Origin of the sequence: Scleromatobacter humisilvae, from assembly GCF_023231945.1 — a bacterium.
Taxonomy (GTDB): domain Bacteria; phylum Pseudomonadota; class Gammaproteobacteria; order Burkholderiales; family Burkholderiaceae_C; genus Scleromatobacter; species Scleromatobacter humisilvae.
The window spans coordinates 554,870-569,941 of the sequence record NZ_JAJLJH010000001.1; the positions used below are offsets into that span (position 1 = coordinate 554,870).

Annotated in this window: 16 protein-coding genes; 3 read left to right on the forward strand and 13 right to left on the reverse strand. The window is 68.7% G+C overall.

Annotation, left to right across the window (positions count from 1 at the left end; translation table 11 throughout):
- Positions 1–3 precede the first annotated feature (3 nt).
- From LPC04_RS02585 to flgB, 13 genes are all read right to left on the reverse strand, one after another.
- Positions 4–561, reverse strand: coding sequence for a hypothetical protein (locus LPC04_RS02585; protein WP_275680617.1), 558 nt, complete (start codon positions 559–561; stop codon positions 4–6).
- Between the two features lie 61 nt (positions 562–622).
- A complete protein-coding gene (locus tag LPC04_RS02590) occupies positions 623–1,126 on the reverse strand; it encodes a hypothetical protein (protein ID WP_275680618.1) in 504 nt (167 codons plus the stop codon).
- A 160-nt stretch (positions 1,127–1,286) separates the two neighbouring features.
- The gene (locus LPC04_RS02595) at positions 1,287–2,483 is read right to left on the reverse strand and encodes an EAL and HDOD domain-containing protein (RefSeq protein WP_275680619.1); all 1,197 of its coding nucleotides are present in this window, start codon (positions 2,481–2,483) and stop codon (positions 1,287–1,289) included.
- 72 nt (positions 2,484–2,555) lie between these two features.
- A complete protein-coding gene (gene flgL, locus LPC04_RS02600) occupies positions 2,556–3,755 on the reverse strand; it encodes a flagellar hook-associated protein FlgL (RefSeq protein WP_275680620.1) in 1,200 nt (399 codons plus the stop codon).
- A 173-nt stretch (positions 3,756–3,928) separates the two neighbouring features.
- Positions 3,929–5,944, reverse strand: coding sequence for a flagellar hook-associated protein FlgK (gene flgK / locus LPC04_RS02605; protein ID WP_275680621.1), 2,016 nt, complete (start codon positions 5,942–5,944; stop codon positions 3,929–3,931).
- A gap of 70 nt (positions 5,945–6,014) precedes the next feature.
- Positions 6,015–6,902 carry a flagellar assembly peptidoglycan hydrolase FlgJ gene (gene flgJ, locus LPC04_RS02610; protein ID WP_275680622.1) on the reverse strand — a complete coding sequence of 296 codons (888 nt, stop codon included), beginning with the start codon at positions 6,900–6,902 and terminating at the stop codon, positions 6,015–6,017.
- 2 nt (positions 6,903–6,904) lie between these two features.
- Positions 6,905–8,092 (reverse strand): flagellar basal body P-ring protein FlgI, encoded by a 1,188-nt coding sequence (locus LPC04_RS02615; RefSeq protein WP_275680623.1) that lies wholly within the window; start codon positions 8,090–8,092, stop codon positions 6,905–6,907.
- Positions 8,092–8,874: a flagellar basal-body rod protein FlgG gene (gene flgG, locus LPC04_RS02620; protein ID WP_275680624.1), complete on the reverse strand. Its 783-nt coding sequence runs from the start codon at positions 8,872–8,874 to the stop codon at positions 8,092–8,094. The genes LPC04_RS02615 and flgG overlap by 1 nt, the downstream gene beginning before the upstream one ends.
- A gap of 371 nt (positions 8,875–9,245) precedes the next feature.
- Complete coding sequence (flgF, locus tag LPC04_RS02625) at positions 9,246–9,971, reverse strand: flagellar basal-body rod protein FlgF (RefSeq protein WP_275680625.1); 726 nt, start codon at positions 9,969–9,971, stop codon at positions 9,246–9,248.
- 25 nt (positions 9,972–9,996) lie between these two features.
- Complete coding sequence (flgE, locus tag LPC04_RS02630; RefSeq protein ID WP_275680626.1) at positions 9,997–11,265, reverse strand: flagellar hook protein FlgE; 1,269 nt, start codon at positions 11,263–11,265, stop codon at positions 9,997–9,999.
- Between the two features lie 33 nt (positions 11,266–11,298).
- Positions 11,299–12,033, reverse strand: coding sequence for a flagellar hook assembly protein FlgD (locus LPC04_RS02635; protein ID WP_275680627.1), 735 nt, complete (start codon positions 12,031–12,033; stop codon positions 11,299–11,301).
- A gap of 9 nt (positions 12,034–12,042) precedes the next feature.
- Complete coding sequence (gene flgC / locus LPC04_RS02640) at positions 12,043–12,459, reverse strand: flagellar basal body rod protein FlgC (protein WP_275680628.1); 417 nt, start codon at positions 12,457–12,459, stop codon at positions 12,043–12,045.
- Between the two features lie 11 nt (positions 12,460–12,470).
- Positions 12,471–12,896, reverse strand: a complete 426-nt coding sequence (gene flgB / locus LPC04_RS02645) for a flagellar basal body rod protein FlgB (RefSeq protein ID WP_275680629.1) — start codon at positions 12,894–12,896, stop codon at positions 12,471–12,473.
- A gap of 206 nt (positions 12,897–13,102) precedes the next feature.
- On the opposite strand from flgB, the gene flgA reads away from it, so the two are divergent.
- The 3 genes from flgA (at position 13,103) to LPC04_RS02660 (ending at position 14,718) form a co-directional block, all read left to right on the forward strand.
- Positions 13,103–13,852 carry a flagellar basal body P-ring formation chaperone FlgA gene (flgA, locus tag LPC04_RS02650; protein ID WP_275680630.1) on the forward strand — a complete coding sequence of 250 codons (750 nt, stop codon included), beginning with the start codon at positions 13,103–13,105 and terminating at the stop codon, positions 13,850–13,852.
- Between the two features lie 121 nt (positions 13,853–13,973).
- Positions 13,974–14,288, forward strand: coding sequence for a flagellar biosynthesis anti-sigma factor FlgM (gene flgM, locus LPC04_RS02655; protein ID WP_275680631.1), 315 nt, complete (start codon positions 13,974–13,976; stop codon positions 14,286–14,288).
- A 34-nt stretch (positions 14,289–14,322) separates the two neighbouring features.
- Positions 14,323–14,718 carry a hypothetical protein gene (locus LPC04_RS02660; RefSeq protein WP_275680632.1) on the forward strand — a complete coding sequence of 132 codons (396 nt, stop codon included), beginning with the start codon at positions 14,323–14,325 and terminating at the stop codon, positions 14,716–14,718.
- Positions 14,719–15,072 lie beyond the last annotated feature (354 nt).

The window sequence follows — 15,072 nt, forward strand, 5'->3', positions numbered from 1 at the left end:
TCGTCAGTGCTTGAGGTTGCAGTGGCTGGCCGACGCCAGTTGCGCGATGCGCGCGATGTCGGCTTCGGACTTCTTCAGCAGCTCGTCGTGCGAGGCCAGCTCGCTGGGCGCGCGCAGCTGCGTGTGGCGATCCTGCGCCTCCTCGTTGTCCTGGTTGAGCTTCTCGCAGTTGGTCAGCGGCTTGGGCGCCGGCGTCGGCGCGCCGGTGCGAACCTGGCGGATGATCACGCGCTTCGGGCCTTGCGACACGATGATGGTCGTCGTCGTGGAGGCACCGGCGACCATCGGCGGCGGAGGCGGCGGCACGGGCACCGGCCGGAAGATGCGTCCGGTCGCGGCCTGGAACTGCTGGCGATACTGGTCGCTGCGCGCCTGGCGCTGCTCCTGCTCGCTGGGCGTCGGCGGCGCCTGCAGCACCACGTCGCCCGACGGGCACGGCGTGGACTGGTAGGTCACCGAGCCGTTGACGGTGCACTTGTGCACATCCTGCGCCTGCGCGGCCGTCGCGCCGAAGAGCGCGGCCAGCATCACCCCGATGGCGCGTGTTTCGCGTCCGTTCATGTTTTCCTCCCCCGAAGATCTTGTTCGATCGCGCGCTCCCCGCGCGCGCTGCCCCGGCGCCTCAGCGCAGGTGGCACTGCGTGTTCGCAGCCTGGTCCTGGACCCGCTTCATGTCGTCGATCGCCCGCTGCAGCGCGGCCGAGCGCGTCGCGCCGCTGCCGGGCGCAGACAGCTCGTCGCGCCGGTACTTCGCATCCTGGTAGCTCTGGTTCAGCTGGTCGCAGTTGTTCGACGGCGCGGCCGGCGCGTCCTGCTGCGACGGCGTCAGCTCGATCAGCAGCGTCCTGTTGCGGTCGTAGCGCCGCGGCGTGGCCTGCGTGGGCGCGGTCGCGCCGGGCTGCACGCTCTGCAGGCGGCCGTTGGCCGTGGCGTCGAGCAGCTCCTGCTGGCTCGGCGGCGCGGGGATCACCAGCGATTTCTGGTCGTTCGCCGCCGGGCAGGCCGCGGCCTGGTAGACGGCGGCGCCGTTGACGATGCACTTGTGCACGGCCTGCGCGTGCGCGGAGCCGCCCAGCGCCAGTCCCGCCAGCGCGATGAAGCCTGCCCATCCAGTCGACCGAACCATCTGAAACCTCTCCCGCGGCGCCCTATCGCGCCAGCTCGGGATTTTCCATGCAGTCGCGACCGTCGAGCGAACGGCTCGTCCCCGATCCGAGAAATATTTCTGGACCGACGCAATCGCGCTACGCGCCGGCAACAGCCAGCGCTCAGGTTCGGGGCGGCCGTCAGCCCTTGGTGAGCGAGTGCGCGTGCACCAGCGACTTGGCCAGCGCCCGGTTGACGTCGCCCACCGACAGCATCAGCGCGCCGGCGCATTCGCGGATGTCGTAGGCCGATTCCGTCTCGACCGCGCGCGCCAGCGCCAGGAACGGCGCGCACGGGCCGGTGTCGTGCGCCAGCGCGCCGGCCACGCTCTCCTGCACGGGGATCGTCTTCAGCAGCTGCTCGAACGGCTGGCCGATCATGCGGTCGAGCGTGGAGAACACGCCGCAGATGAACAGCTCGTTGCGCAGCGCGTCGTCGCCACTGGGGCGCGCGATCTCCTCCATCAGCAGGCCGCGGCGCACCGCGAGCTGCATCAGCGGCTTCAGGTCGGGATCGTCGATGGCGCTCGTGACCAGCAGCGCGAGCCAGCGCTTGAGACGCTGGTAACCCAGGATCATCAGCGCATGGCGGAACGACGAGATCTCCACCGACAGCCCGAAGCCCGGCGAGTTGAGATAGCGCATCAGCCGGAACGCCAGCGTCGGATCGTTCTTGACGACGGCCTCCAGCTTCTCGGCCGGCTCCTGCCGGTCGACGCGCTGCATCAGGTCGACGACGGTGGTGACGCCGGCGGGGATCGGCTTGGCCTTGGAGTCTGCTCCCGGCGCATCGCCGACCGGCCAGCCGACGACGGCCGAGAACCCGGCCTTGAGCGCGCCGGCCGACATCGCCGGGCCGTCGGCACCGACGAAGTAGCGCAGCAGCGGCTTGCCGCCCAGGCCCGCGGGCAGCGGGTTGCGGATGTTGGCGCGGTCGACGGTGACGGCGCGGAACAGCTGCCACAGGTGCTGCGGCGCGCTGTCGGGAACGCGTCCGCCCAGCACCAGCGACAGGCCGGTGGCGACGCGCTCCTGCAACGTCGTGGCGAGCTCGGGATCGGACAGCATGAAGCCCGGCACCTCGATCATCAGGTGCGGCGCCATCGGCGCGTGCAGCACCGCGCGCAGGCCCGCCTCGTTGGCCACGCTGAGCATCAGCGGGCCGCCTTCGGGCGGGGCGATCACGTCGATGACCTGGAGCAGGCCGGCGGCGTCGATCGCCGCGTCGGGGCGCTGCGGGAACACCGTCATGTGGGCGGCGACCGGCGCGCGCTTCGCGTCGAACAGCGAGCTCGCGCCGAGCACGACCTGGTCGAGAACGGGGTGGTCTAGGGACATGCTTGAACCTCGGAGAACGGTTTTATTGGAATGGCCGGCACGCCGCTCCCGCATCCGCCTGCCTCGACACGTCTAGGCGTTCAGATACTGGAACAGCGACAGCTTCTGGATCGTGGCATAGCTCTGGAGCGCCGCCTGGTAGCCCGTCTGCTGCTGGTTGAAGCTCGACAGGGCCTTCACCATGTCGAGGTCTTCGGCACTCGAGCGGTCAGTTTGAGCGGAAAGTTCCGTCGCGTCGAGCCGTCCCTTGACGCCGTCCAGGCGTTGCAGCGTCGTGCCGGCGAAGGCGCGCGCCGAGGAGATCTGGCTGTTGACCTGGTCGATGTTGCGGATGCTGTCCTGTACGGCTTGTTGCACCTTGGGGCCGCCCTGGCCCGGCTTGGACAGCTGCGCCACCGCATAGTCCAGCGAGTCGAACACCGACAGCGACCGGGTCGACGGCGTCGTCTGGAAGTCATCGCCGTTGGCCGGCGCGCCGCTGATCGCGAACGACATGCCGTCGACGCTGATCTCCTGCCCGCTCGTGAACGCGTTGCCGGTCGAGACGGGGTTGCCGTCCTTGAGCACCGAGTAGGTGGTCGTGCCGCCCGAGACGGCGAACTGGATGTCGTAGGTCGAGCTCGTGATCTGGTCGGGCGAGGTGACGCGGCCGGCGTCGATCCAGGCGTTGCTGGAGTTGGTGTTCTTCGTCACGAACACGCCGTTGCCGGTGTTGGCCGACAGCCAGATGTCGCCGCCGTCCAGCGTCAGCGGCAGCGGCTCGTCGGTGGCCACGTTGACCTCGCCGCCGACGCCCTGGAACACGACGCCGCCCGGCTTGTCGATGAACGGCGCGCCGCCCGAGCCCTGGCCGGAGAACACGAAGCCGCCCTGGCCGTCGGGCCGGTTGGCCACCGCCAGCAGCTGCGAGCGGATCGCGGCGATCGCATTGGCCTTGGACGCGCGCTCGGCGTCGCTGTAGCTCGCGTCGCCGGCGCTCACAAGCAGCTCGCGCGCCTGCTGCAGCAGCTCGCCGGCGTCGCCCAGCGCGCTTTCGGTCAGCGTCATCGCGTTGCTGCTCGCGTCGACGGCCTTCTGGCTGGACGTGGTGCGCTCCTCGAGCGCGCGGGCGCGCTCCGCGCGCGCGGCCGCGGTCGGGTCGTCGCTCGCCTTGATGACGCGCTTGCCGCTGGTCATCTGCTCCTGCGTCTCCGTCAGGTGGTCCTGGCGCGACATCAGGTTGCTGAGTGCGCCGTCGTAGGCGTTCGAGGTCGAGATGCGATTTACGGACATCGTGGTGGCCTCAGAACCTGTGAATGAATCCGGCGTGCCCGAGCCGGTCGTCCAAAGGCGTCCAATCTAGGCGCAAATGCGAGCCGTAGCGGTGCTTACGGCGAGCATTTGCAACGACGAGTGGGCGTCTTTGGGCGGCACGAGCGGGCATGGCGGATTCGTTCGCAGGTTCTTTAGTGGGACGCCATCTGCAGCAGCGTGTCGAAGATGGCCTGCGCCACCTGCAGCACCTTGGCCGCGGCCTGGTAGCCCTGCTGGAACTGGATCAGGCGGCCGGCTTCCTCGTCGAGGTTGACGCCGCTCTTGTCGGCGACCGCGTCGGCGGCCTGGTCGGACGTGGCCTGCGAGATCGTCGACGCCGTCTTCGCGCTCTGCACGCGCACGCCCACGTTGGCGAGCACGCTCGCGTAGGCGTCGGTGGCGGTCTCGCCGTCCTGCAGCGAGCCGTCGATCTGCTTGTCGCGGCCGACGAAGGCCTCGTCGCGCAGGCCTACCATCGCGAGCGCGTTGCCGTTGTTGCTCTCGGGGTGCGCGGTCTTCGTGACGGTGAGCGTGTCGCCGTTGGCCGGCACGCCGTTGAGGCTCAGCTGGTAGCCGTTCAGCGCGATCGGCTGGCCCGGCGTCCAGGTGCCGGTGCCCGAGGACGTGACGGCGCCGCTGGCGTCGGTCAGCGTGTACGAGTAGCCGCCGGCGGCATCGGTGAAGTTGATCGAGGTGGTCAGCGTCGGGTCGCTGCTGGGGTCGACGACCGTCAGGCCGGACACGGTCGCGGTGCCCTTGTTGGCCACGCCCATCACGGCCGTCTGCGGCGCGGCGGCGGCGAGTCCGGCGGGATCGTCCAGCACGCGCTGCATGCTCACCGCGGCGCGGCCGACGGGCTCGAGCTCGAAGCTGTCGTTGGCCGCCGGGGTGCCGCTGAACGTGATCTGGAAGCCGTCCATGCTGCTGCCCATCGCGGCGCCGTCGGACTGCCGCGTGAACCCGAAGCCGCCGGCGCCGTCGGGCGCCATCGAGAACTTCACGCCGTCGGACTGGCGCGTGACGACGAAGTTGCCGGGCGTCGCGGGATCGGCCGCGAGCGTGTAGTCGCTGGCCTTGAGCTGCGAGCCGTCGGTCACCGTCATCGAGACGCTGGCCGCGAAGCCGCCGGAGGCGTCGCGCGCGTTGTGCACGTTGGGGATCGCGATCGGGCCGCCGACGGCGAAGACCGGGTTGCCGGAGCCCGCGGGCGAGCTCATGTCGATGCCCGCGGCCTGCACCTGGTTGACGCGCGCCGACACCGCCGCCGCCATCTGCCCCAGCTGGTTGCGCGCCGCGACGAGGTCCTCGTTCTGGTACTTCATCAGCCCGCTGATCGAGCCGCCCACGAGCAGGTCGGTGGACAGCTCGTGCGTGATGCCGCTGTCGCTGATCGAGATCGTCGAACGCCCCGTGTTGGCCGGATCGGGCGTCACGGCGAGCTGCTGCGCCTCGGCGCCCAGCACGAGGCGCTGGCCGCCGGCGATGAACACGCCCATCGTGCCGTCGTCGGCCTGCACCGTGGACACCTTGACCAGGTTGCCGATCTGCTTGACCAGCTGGTCGCGCTGGTCGAGCAGGTCGTTCGGCGCCGACGACGTGCCGCGCAGGGCCGCGATGTCGCCATTGAGCTTGGCGACCTGCGCCGCCATCTGGTTGACCTGCGCGACAGAGTTCTTCAGGTCGGACGTGACGCCGTTCTGGAGCCGATCCAGCTGGCCGCCGGCGGTGGCGAAGCGGTCGGCCACCTCGGCGGCGTCGGACAGGATCACCTGGCGCGCCGACGAGTCGGCCGGGCTGTTGGCGAGATCGACGAACGCGTTCATGAAGTTGCCGACCGAGGCGCCCATGCCGTTGTCGCCCGGCGGGAACACGGTCTCGAGCTGCTGCAGGTTGGCCGAGCGCGTGCTGTCCATCGCGGCCATCGAGCTGGCGACCTGCGATTGCGTGGTCAGGAACGCGTCGCTCGCGCGCTGCACGGTGACGACGTCGACACCCTTGCCGAAGAAGCCGGCGCCGGTCTGCTGGCCGCCGGAGGTCTGCAGCTCCACGGTCTGGCGCGAGTAACCCGGCGTCTGCGCGTTGGCGATGTTGTGGCCGGTCGTCTGCATCGACGCGTAGTTCGCGAACATCGCGCGCGTGCCGATCGACATCAATGCCGACGAGCTCATGAGGCGCTCCTTTCAGTTCGGAAGAATTCGGTCGAAAACACGATAGGCCCAGTGTCAGTCTGTCTCTGGATCAGGCGAGCGTCTGCTGGACGCGCTCGGTCATGTGGATCATCTTGGCCAGCTTCTGCGCGTACGACGGATCGGTCGCGTAGCCGGCCTTCTGCAGGCCCTTGGCGAAGCCGTTGGCGTCGGCGCCCGAGGCCACCACCGCGGCGTAGCGCGGGCTGTTCTTCATCGTCGACGCGTAGTCGGCGAAGGACTCGGCGAAGCTCGAATAGGCGCGGAAGGTCTGCGTGACCTTGCGGGCATGGCCGCCGATGTACTCGGTGGTCGTGATGTCGGTGGTCGCGCCCTTCCAGTTCGGGCCGGCCTTCATCCCGAACAGGTTGTACGAGTTGGAACCGTCGGCGTTCTTGATCTCCTTGCGGCCCCAGCCCGTCTCGTGCGCGGCCTGCGCGATCATGAATTTCGCCGGGATGCCCGTTTCCTTCTCGGCGGCGGCGGCGGCATCGGTATGCGCCGTGATGAAGGCCGCGGCGGCCTTCTGCGGCAGCGCGACCGGCGCGTCGGCGTGCAGCGGATCGACCGGCATCGGGTTGGCCGTCGCGGGCTTGGCGGTGACGCCCTGCGCGATGCCCATCTGGCGCTCGAGCTGGCGCGCGATGACGTCCGACAGCCCGCCCGGCAGGCCCGACATCTTCGAGGCCCACTGCGAGTCGAGCATCTCGGTGCCCATCTTCGTGCCCTCGTTCTCCATCATGTCGGAGTTCATGGTGGAGTCGCGCATCTGCTTGAGCAGCTGCTGCGTGAACATCTGCTCGAACTGCTTGGCCGCCTCGCGGACGGCGCTCTTCGGATCCTTGTCCGCCTTGATGCGCAGGTTCTCGAGGCCGCCGGCGAGGTTCAGCGACTGCGTCGGCGCGCCCGCGATCGACGAGGAGATGGGCGTGCTGGCCATGCTCAGATCACCTCGATCTCGGCGGTCAGCGCGCCGGAGGACTTCATCGCCTGCAGGATCGCGAGCAGGTCCTGCGGCGTGGCGCCGAGCGCGTTGAGCGCCTTGACGACGTCCGCCAGCTTGGTGCCCGCGGGCATGTTGACCAGCGAGCCGGGCTGCGACGAGATCGCGATGTCGGTCTTGTCGGTCACCACCGTCTGGCCACCGGAGTTCGGCGCGGGCTGGCTCACCTGCGGGTTGGAGTTGATCGTCACCGACAGGCTGCCGTGGGCCACCGCGCACGGCGCGAGCGTGACCGCCTGGTTCATCACGATGGAGCCGGTTCGCGCGTTCATCACGATCTTGGCGGCCGGCGCGGCGAGGCTGATGTCGAGGTTCTCGAGGTCGGCCAGGAAGCTGACGCGGGCGTCGGAATCGGTCGGTGCCCGCACCTTGATGACGCGGCCGTCGAGCGCGCGCGCGATGCCGGCGCCCTTGTTGGCGTTGATCGCGTTGGCGACCGCGCGGGCGGTGGCGTAGTCGGCCGAGTTGAGGTCCAGCTCCAGCGAGTCGCCCTGCGACAGCGGCGTGGGCACCGCGCGTTCGACCGACGCCCCTTCGGGGATGCGGCCGGCGCTGAGGTGGTTGATCGTGACCTTGGAGCCGCCCGCCGCGGCGCCGGCGCCGCCGACGATCAGGTTGCCCTGCGCGATCGCGTAGACCTGGCCGTCGGCGCCCTTGAGCGGCGTGGCCACGAGCGTGCCGCCGCGCAGGCTCTTGGCGTTGGCGACGGACGAGACGTCGACGTCGATGTTCTGGCCCGGCTGCGCGAACGCCGGCAGCGAGGCGGTGACGATCACCGCGGCGACGTTCTTCAGCTGCATCGACGTGCCCGCGGGCAGCGTCACGCCCAGCTGCTGCAGCATCGACTGCAGGCCCTGCGTGGTGAACGGCGCCTGCGTGGTCTGGTCGCCCGTGCCGTCCAGGCCGATCACCAGGCCGTAGCCCACCAGTTGGTTGGACCGCACGCCTTGCACGGCGGCGACTTCCTTGATGCGCGTGGCGTTCGCCGACGTCGTGAACAGCGCCGTGACGATGACGACGATGATCGCGAAGATGCCCACGCGCAGCGCCGTGCGGTCGGAGACCACGTGGCGCGGATGCACGCCGCGATGGCGCAGGTGGCGATGGTTGGCGGACGAGTCGAACATCACAGCTGGCCCAGGCGTTGCAGCATCTGGTCGGAGGTCTGGATCGCCTTCGAGTTGAGCTCGTAGGCGCGCTGCGTCGAGATCATCGCGACGAGCTCCTCGACGACGTTGACGTTGCTGGTCTCGACGAAGCCCTGCTGCAGGCGGCCCAGGCCGTTGGTGCCCGGCGCGGCGGCGCTCGGCGAGCCGGACGCGGCCGTCTCGGCGTAGATGTTGCCGCCCTTGGGATCGAGGCCGCCCGGGTTGGCGAAGTTGGCGAGCTGCAGCTGGCCCACGGTGCTGGGCGTGGCGGTGCCGGGCACCGTGACGCTGACGGTGCCGTCGGCGCCGATCGAGATGCTCTGCGCGTTCGGCGGGATCGTGATGCCGGGCTGCACGACGTAGCCCTCGTTGTTGACGACCTGGCCCTGCGCGTCGAGCTTGAGCGAGCCGTCGCGCGTGTAGCCGGTGGTGCCGTCGGGCATCGTCACCTGCAGGAAGCCGTTGCCGCTGATCGCCACGTCCAGCGTGTTGCCCGTCTGCTGCAGCGAGCCCTGCGTGAAGTCGCGCGCGGTGGCCACCGGACGCACGCCCAGGCCGACCTGCAGGCCGCTGGGCAGCTGCGTCTGGTCGGACGTCGCCGAGCCGGACTGGCGCAGGTTCTGGTAGATCAGGTCCTCGAACTGCGCATGGCTCTTCTTGTAGCCGTTGGTGGCCACGTTGGCGAGGTTGTGCGAGATGTTGTCCAGCTGGAGCTGCTGAGCCTCCATGCCGGTCTTCGAGATCCACAGTGAGCGAAGCATGACGTTGAACTTTCGTTCGAGTGATACGCCATCTTCCCGAAAACTTGAGGGTGGGATGCGCCGGATAAGGCCCGGTTAGCCCTGGCTTATCCGACCCGGCGGTCGCCATTCCCCGTTGGGGTCAGGTCTTGCCTTTTGCCTTTTGGAGGGGGTCAGGTCTTGCCTTTTGCCTGTTTCGCCGGGTGCAACGGCATCGCATCGAATCCTGCTTACCCATGCCGCGGCCGCTGAATCTCGAATTCGACAGGTGGTTTCGCTCGTGCGAAAGCAGGCAAAAGGCAAGACCTGACCCCGCCGCCCGGGCAAAAGGCAAGACCTGACCCCGCCCTGGTCGACCCCGTCCGGGTCGGCCTGGCCAGCCATCAAAAGGACTAGTTCTCGCTGAGCAGCTTCGACGCCTGCTGATCCTGCTTCTCGGCGTTCTCCAGCATCTTCATCTGGTGCTCGAACTGCCGCGCGGCCGCGATCATGCCGACCATCGTCGCCACCGGGCTCACGTTGGAGCCCTCGAGCGCGCCGGACTGCAGCTTGGCCTGCGGGTCGGCCGCGAGATCGCCGGAATCGGCGCGGAACAGGCCGTCGGTGCCGCGCGTCATGGGCACGTCGGGCGTGACCATCTTCAGCTTGCCGATCTGCTGCGGCTTCTGGTTGCCGACCTTGGCGGTGATCGTGCCGTCGTCGCCGATGTCGATGGACGCGTTCTGCGGCACCGTGATCGGGCCGCCGTCGCCGTTGACCTGCAGGCCGTCGCGCGTGACGAGCACGCCCTCGGCGTTGACGTCCAGCGCTCCGGCGCGCGTGTAGGCCTCGGTGCCGTCCAGGCCCTGCACGGCGAGCCAGGACTTGCCGGTCATCGCCACGTCGAGGTTGCGCCCGGTCGCGTTGATCGCGCCCTGCTCGTCGTTGTAGCCCGGCGTCGTCTCCAGCGAGAACACGCGCGTGGACGCGCCGTCGCCTCGGATCGGCACCGCGCGGAACGCGGTGAGCTCGGCGCGGAAGCCGTTGGTCGAGACGTTGGCGAGGTTGTTGGCGAGCGAGTCCTGGCGCTGCAGGGCCGCCTTGGCGCCCGACATCGACAGGTAGATCATCCGATCCATGCTTCGCTCCCTTCAGTTCAGGCTGTCAGCGGAGGTTGACCAGGGTCTGCATCGCCTGGTCCATCGTCTTGATGGTCTGGGCGTTGGCCTGGTAGTCGCGCTGCGCAGTGATCATCGACACCAGCTCCGCGGTCAGGTCGACGTTGGATTCCTCCAGCGAGCCCGAATTCAGCACGCCGAGGTTGCCGTCGCCGGCGACGCCCACCGTCGGGCCGCCCGAGGCCGCCGTCTGCTTCCAGCCGTTGCCGCCCAGAGGCGTCAGGCCCTGCGGGTTGCGGAAGTTGGCCAGCTCGAGCTGGCCGGCGGCCTTGGTCTGGCCGTTCGAGTACTGGGCGATCAGCTTGCCGCTGTTGTCCACCGAGACGCCGGTGAGCTGGCCGGCGGTGTAGCCGTCCTGCGTCATGTTGGTGACGCCGAAGTTGGAGCCGAATTCGGTCGCGCCCGAGACGTCCAGCGCGATGCCGCTGATGGGCAGCGTGGCGGCGCCTTCGGCGTTGGTCGACGCGGGGATGTCGATCGTGATCGGCCCGGTGGGCGAGATCAGCGAGCTGCCGTCCGACGAGAACTGCAGCGACGCGACCGGCGACGGCGCGCCGGGCGCGCCGTTCACGGTGGTGCCGTTGGCGGTGGCGTAGACGTCGAAGGTGTCGGTGCCGGTCTTCTGGAAGTAGTAGCTGACCGCGACGTCCTGGCCCTTGGCGTCGAACATCGTCACCGAGGTGGCGTTGTTGTACGTCTTCTGGTTGGTGAAGTCGATCGTCGGACCCGAGGTGGGCGTCGTCACCGCGGCGCGGGCGTCGAGGTTGAACTCCATCGTGCTCTTGGTCGTCTGCTGCGGGTCGATGCCGCCGGTGGGCAGCTGCAGCGGCTGGGCCGCGCCCTGCACGATGGCACCCGACGCGTCGGCCGGATAGCCCAGCAGCTTGTTGCCCTGGTCGTTGACGATGTTGCCGGTGTTGCTGACCTTGAACTGGCCGTTGCGCGTGTACTGGATCTGGTTGGACGGATCCTGCGTCTGGAAGAAGCCGTTGCCGTTGATCGCGAGATCCAGCGGGTTGCCCGTGGGCGTGATGTTGCCCTGGTTGAACTGCTGCGACACCGTCGCCACCTGCACGCCGATGCCGGCCTGCGTGTTGTTGGCGGCCGAACCCGTCATCGCCGCGGCGTACATGTCGGCGAACTCGGCGCGCGACGACTTCTCGCCGTAGGTGTTGGAGTTGGCGACGTTGTTGCCGATCACTTCGAGGTTCTTCGAAGCGGCGCTCAAGCCGGACAGGCCTTGCTGGAATCCCATGGGGTGTCTCCTGGAAAAATCTGAAGCGGTTGATCAGTAGAAGGCGCGGACGTCGGCGTAGTCGACGCGGCGGCCGTCGTCGAGCTCCACGGCGAGCTTGCCGTTGGTGCTGCTGACCGCATTGATGCTATTGAAGGCGAAGGACTTCGAATCGAGCTTGGCGTCGTTGTTCATCGCGCTGACGCGGAAGGTCAGCGCCTTGCCCTGCGCCGTGGCGGGCACGTCGAAGTCGAACGGGTGGCTGCCCGCCTCCTGCGGACCGAGCTTGACGGTGCCCACCGTCGCGCCGGCCGGGTCGAGGATGTCGACGTTGACGCTGGTGGCCGGGCTGTCGATCTGGAATCCGCCCTCGCCCTTGTGGGTGTCGGCGTCGACGCGCAGGCTGTTGCCGTCGGTGGCCACGTCGTGGCCGACGAGCGCGGCGCCCTGCATCGTCTGCAGCTGCGTGAACTGGCTGTCGAGGCCGCTGACCGTCTTGTTGAGCGTCTGCACGCCCTGCACGGTGGAGATCTGCGCCATCTGGCTGGTGACCTGCGCCGAGTCCATCGGGTTGAGCGGATCCTGGTTGGACATCTGCGCCACCAGCAGCTTCAGGAAGCGGTCGGACTGCTCCTGCGCCGACTGCGTCGCGCCGAGCTTGGACGCGTCCGCGCCCGCGGCGGCGGCCTTGGCCGCGCCCTTCGCGCCGGCGGCCGGCGTGGCCGCGGAGTTGCCGAACGCGCTGAGCGTGTTGAGCGCGGGATTGGTGTTGGCAGCCGAGATCGACATGGTGGTCCTTTAGCCCTGGCCCATCTGCAGCGTCTTCATCAGCAGCGTCTTGGCGGTGTTCATCACTTCGATGTTGTTCTGGTACGAGCGCGAGGCCGAGATCATGTTGACCATCTCGTCGACCGCGTTGACGTTGGAGTACGTGACGTAGCCGTCGGCGTCGGCGCTCGGGTTGGCCGGGTCGTGCACCTTGCGGCCGGGCGCCTGGTTCTCGGTGACGCCCGACACGCGCACGCCCTGCCCGGGCGCGCCGTCGCCGGTGTTCATCAGCACGGTCTGGAACGTGACCTCGCGCGCCTTGTAGGCCTTGCCGTCCGGGCCGGCGACGGTGTCGACGTTGGCCAGGTTGGACGCGACGGTGTTCAGGCGCTGGCTCTGCGACGAGACCGCGGACCCCGAAATGTCGAAGATCTTGAACATGCTCATGGCTCAGCTCCTTACCCTTGGCTCGGGCTCTTCATCGCGTCCAGCATCGTGCGGACGTCGGTGTTGATGAAGCGCAGCGTGGCCTCGTACTTCACCGAGTTCTCGACGAAGCTGGCTCGTTCGCGGTCCATGTCGACGGTGTTGCTGTCGAGGCTGGTCTGCGAGGGCGCGGCGTATTTCAGGCCCAGTTCGGCGGTCGAGCCGGTGCCGATCGGGATCTGGCCGGACGAGGTGCCCATCTGGCCCATGCCAGTCATCGTCGAGCCGGCGGCCTGCGTGCCGGTGGCCTCGCGCAGCGCGGCGGCGAAGTCCATGTCGCGGGCGACGTAGCCCGGGGTGTCGGCGTTGGCGATGTTGCCCGCGATGATGCGCTGACGCTCCGCCCGCAGCGTGAGCGCCTGGGCCTGGAAGTCGAGCGAGTTGGTCATGCGGTTCATCGGGTCACCTTCGGTGTTCCTGCAGTCGGCCGTCCGGGGTTGGAGATGGGAAATCCGGACGGATCGACGGCCATGGAGAGCGATTGTGGAAGTCAAGACCGGAAACTGAAGGCCGATAAAGCAGGGGAACGGCCCTCAATTCGAACCACCGGCGCGTGTCGGGTTCTCTAAAGTGGCCACATCCCCAAATCCCCAGGCTCCGTCCCGTGAACGCTTTCCCCGCCACCGCCGCCCTCGCCGCCCGCCGCCTCGCCGCGCTGGCCGTGCTCGCGGCCGCCGGTGCGCCCGCGTTGGCCCAGGACGAGCCCGGCTACACCCCGGACAACACGCTGCTGCAACAGGTGGAGACGATGGCGCGCAACGGCGCGTCGGCGGCCACCGCCCAGCAGGGCCAGGGCCTGCGCGTGGAGGTCAAGGTCGGCAAGCTCGACCCGCGCCTGAAGCTCGCGCCCTGCCAGCACATCGACACCTACCTGCCGCCCGGCCTGCCCGTCTGGGGCGCGACGCGCATCGGGATGCGCTGCACGCAGGGCGCCAAGCTGTGGAACGTGTCGATCCCGATCCAGGTCAGCGTCTACGCGCAGGCCACCGTCTTGAAGGCCGCGCTGCCCGCCGGCACGGTGCTCGACGCCAGCCAGCTCGCGCAGGCCGAGGTCGATATCGCCGCCGCCCCCGGCGCCGCCGTGCCCGATCCGCTGCTCGTCGTGGGCCGCACGCTGGGCCGCGGCGTCGCTGCCGGCGCCACGCTGCGCCAGACCGACCTCAAGGCCCGCCAGTTCTTCGCGGCGGGCGAGACGGTGCGCGTCACCGCGATCGGCAAGGGCTGGTCGGTCGAGACCGAGGGCCAGGCCATCGGCCCCGGCATCGAGGGGCAGAACGTGAACGTCCGCACGGAAGCGGGGCGCCTGTTGAGCGCCCGGCCGACCGGGCAGGGGCAAGTCGAGGTGACACTTTGAACTCGACCGTCGCCGCCGGAAAGTTTTCGAGAAATATCGCTAAAGTTCGATTTGGGACTGCCGAAACAGTCTCACAACGCATGGGCATGAGGGCATTCATCCCCGCCTTCAGGAGAGCATCATGAAAATTGGCACGATTTCCAGCACTGTCGCGACGACCGCCATCGACACCGATCGCCGCACTGCCACGCAGCAGAGCACGACGTCGTCCGTCAGCATGCCGCTGGACGACGACTCGAGCACGCAGGTCGAACTGTCCCCGGAGGCCACCATGCTTTCCCACGCCAGCGAAGATCCGTCGTTCGACCAGGCCAAGGTGGAGCGCATCGCCCAGGCCATCCGCGACGGCAGCTTCAGCATCAACCCCGGCGCCATCGCCGACAAGCTGCTGTCCAACGCCCAGGAAGTGCTCGGCCGCTCGCAGCCGCAACACTGATCGCACCGCAGTCGATTCGTTTCGGGACTGACCGGTGACGACTTCCAACGCCAAGACCGGCGACGCCTCCGCCCTGGAAGCGTCGCTGTCGGCCGTCGAGCAGGCGATCGCCACGCTCGGCCAGACGCTGACCCAGCGCGACATCGCGGCCGTCGAAGCCGCGTCGACCTCGCTGCACGACGCGATGCGCGCCGCGATGACCCAGTTCGCCCAGGTGGCGCGCGGCGGCAGGATGCCCGTGGCGCTGCGCACCCGCTTCGCGCTGGCCAACGCCCAGATCGCCGCCCAGCGCGACGCGCTGATCCGTGCGACGTCGCTGGTCGAACAGAACCTCGAGATCCTGATTCCGCGGCCGATGGCCGAAACCTCCGTCTACTCGGCGACGGGCGCATCCCAGCGCGCGCCGGGACGGATGATCGCTGCGAGCTGATCGTTCCCCAGCTTCGTCGAACGGGCCCTGCGGGGCCCTTTTGCTTTTTGGAGCACCGGGCGTCGGAGCATGGGGGTCTAGGCGCCGGGGGCAAAGCGCCGGGGCCATAAAGCGCCCGGAAGCGCCGGGGTCAGGTCTAAAGCGCCGGGGTCAGAAGCGCCGGGGTCAGGTCTTGCCTTTTGCCCGAGCTTTGGGGTCAGGTCTTGCCTTTTGCCTGTCTCCCCCCGGGACGAGCTTGGCTTTTGACGCAGGCGACCAACTCCAGAGCAACACGAGCGTCGGGAGTTTCGTGCCACTCAACTGCACGCGCCCCTCGTATTGGCGCGTTCCTTTGGGGGCAAAAGGCAAGACCTG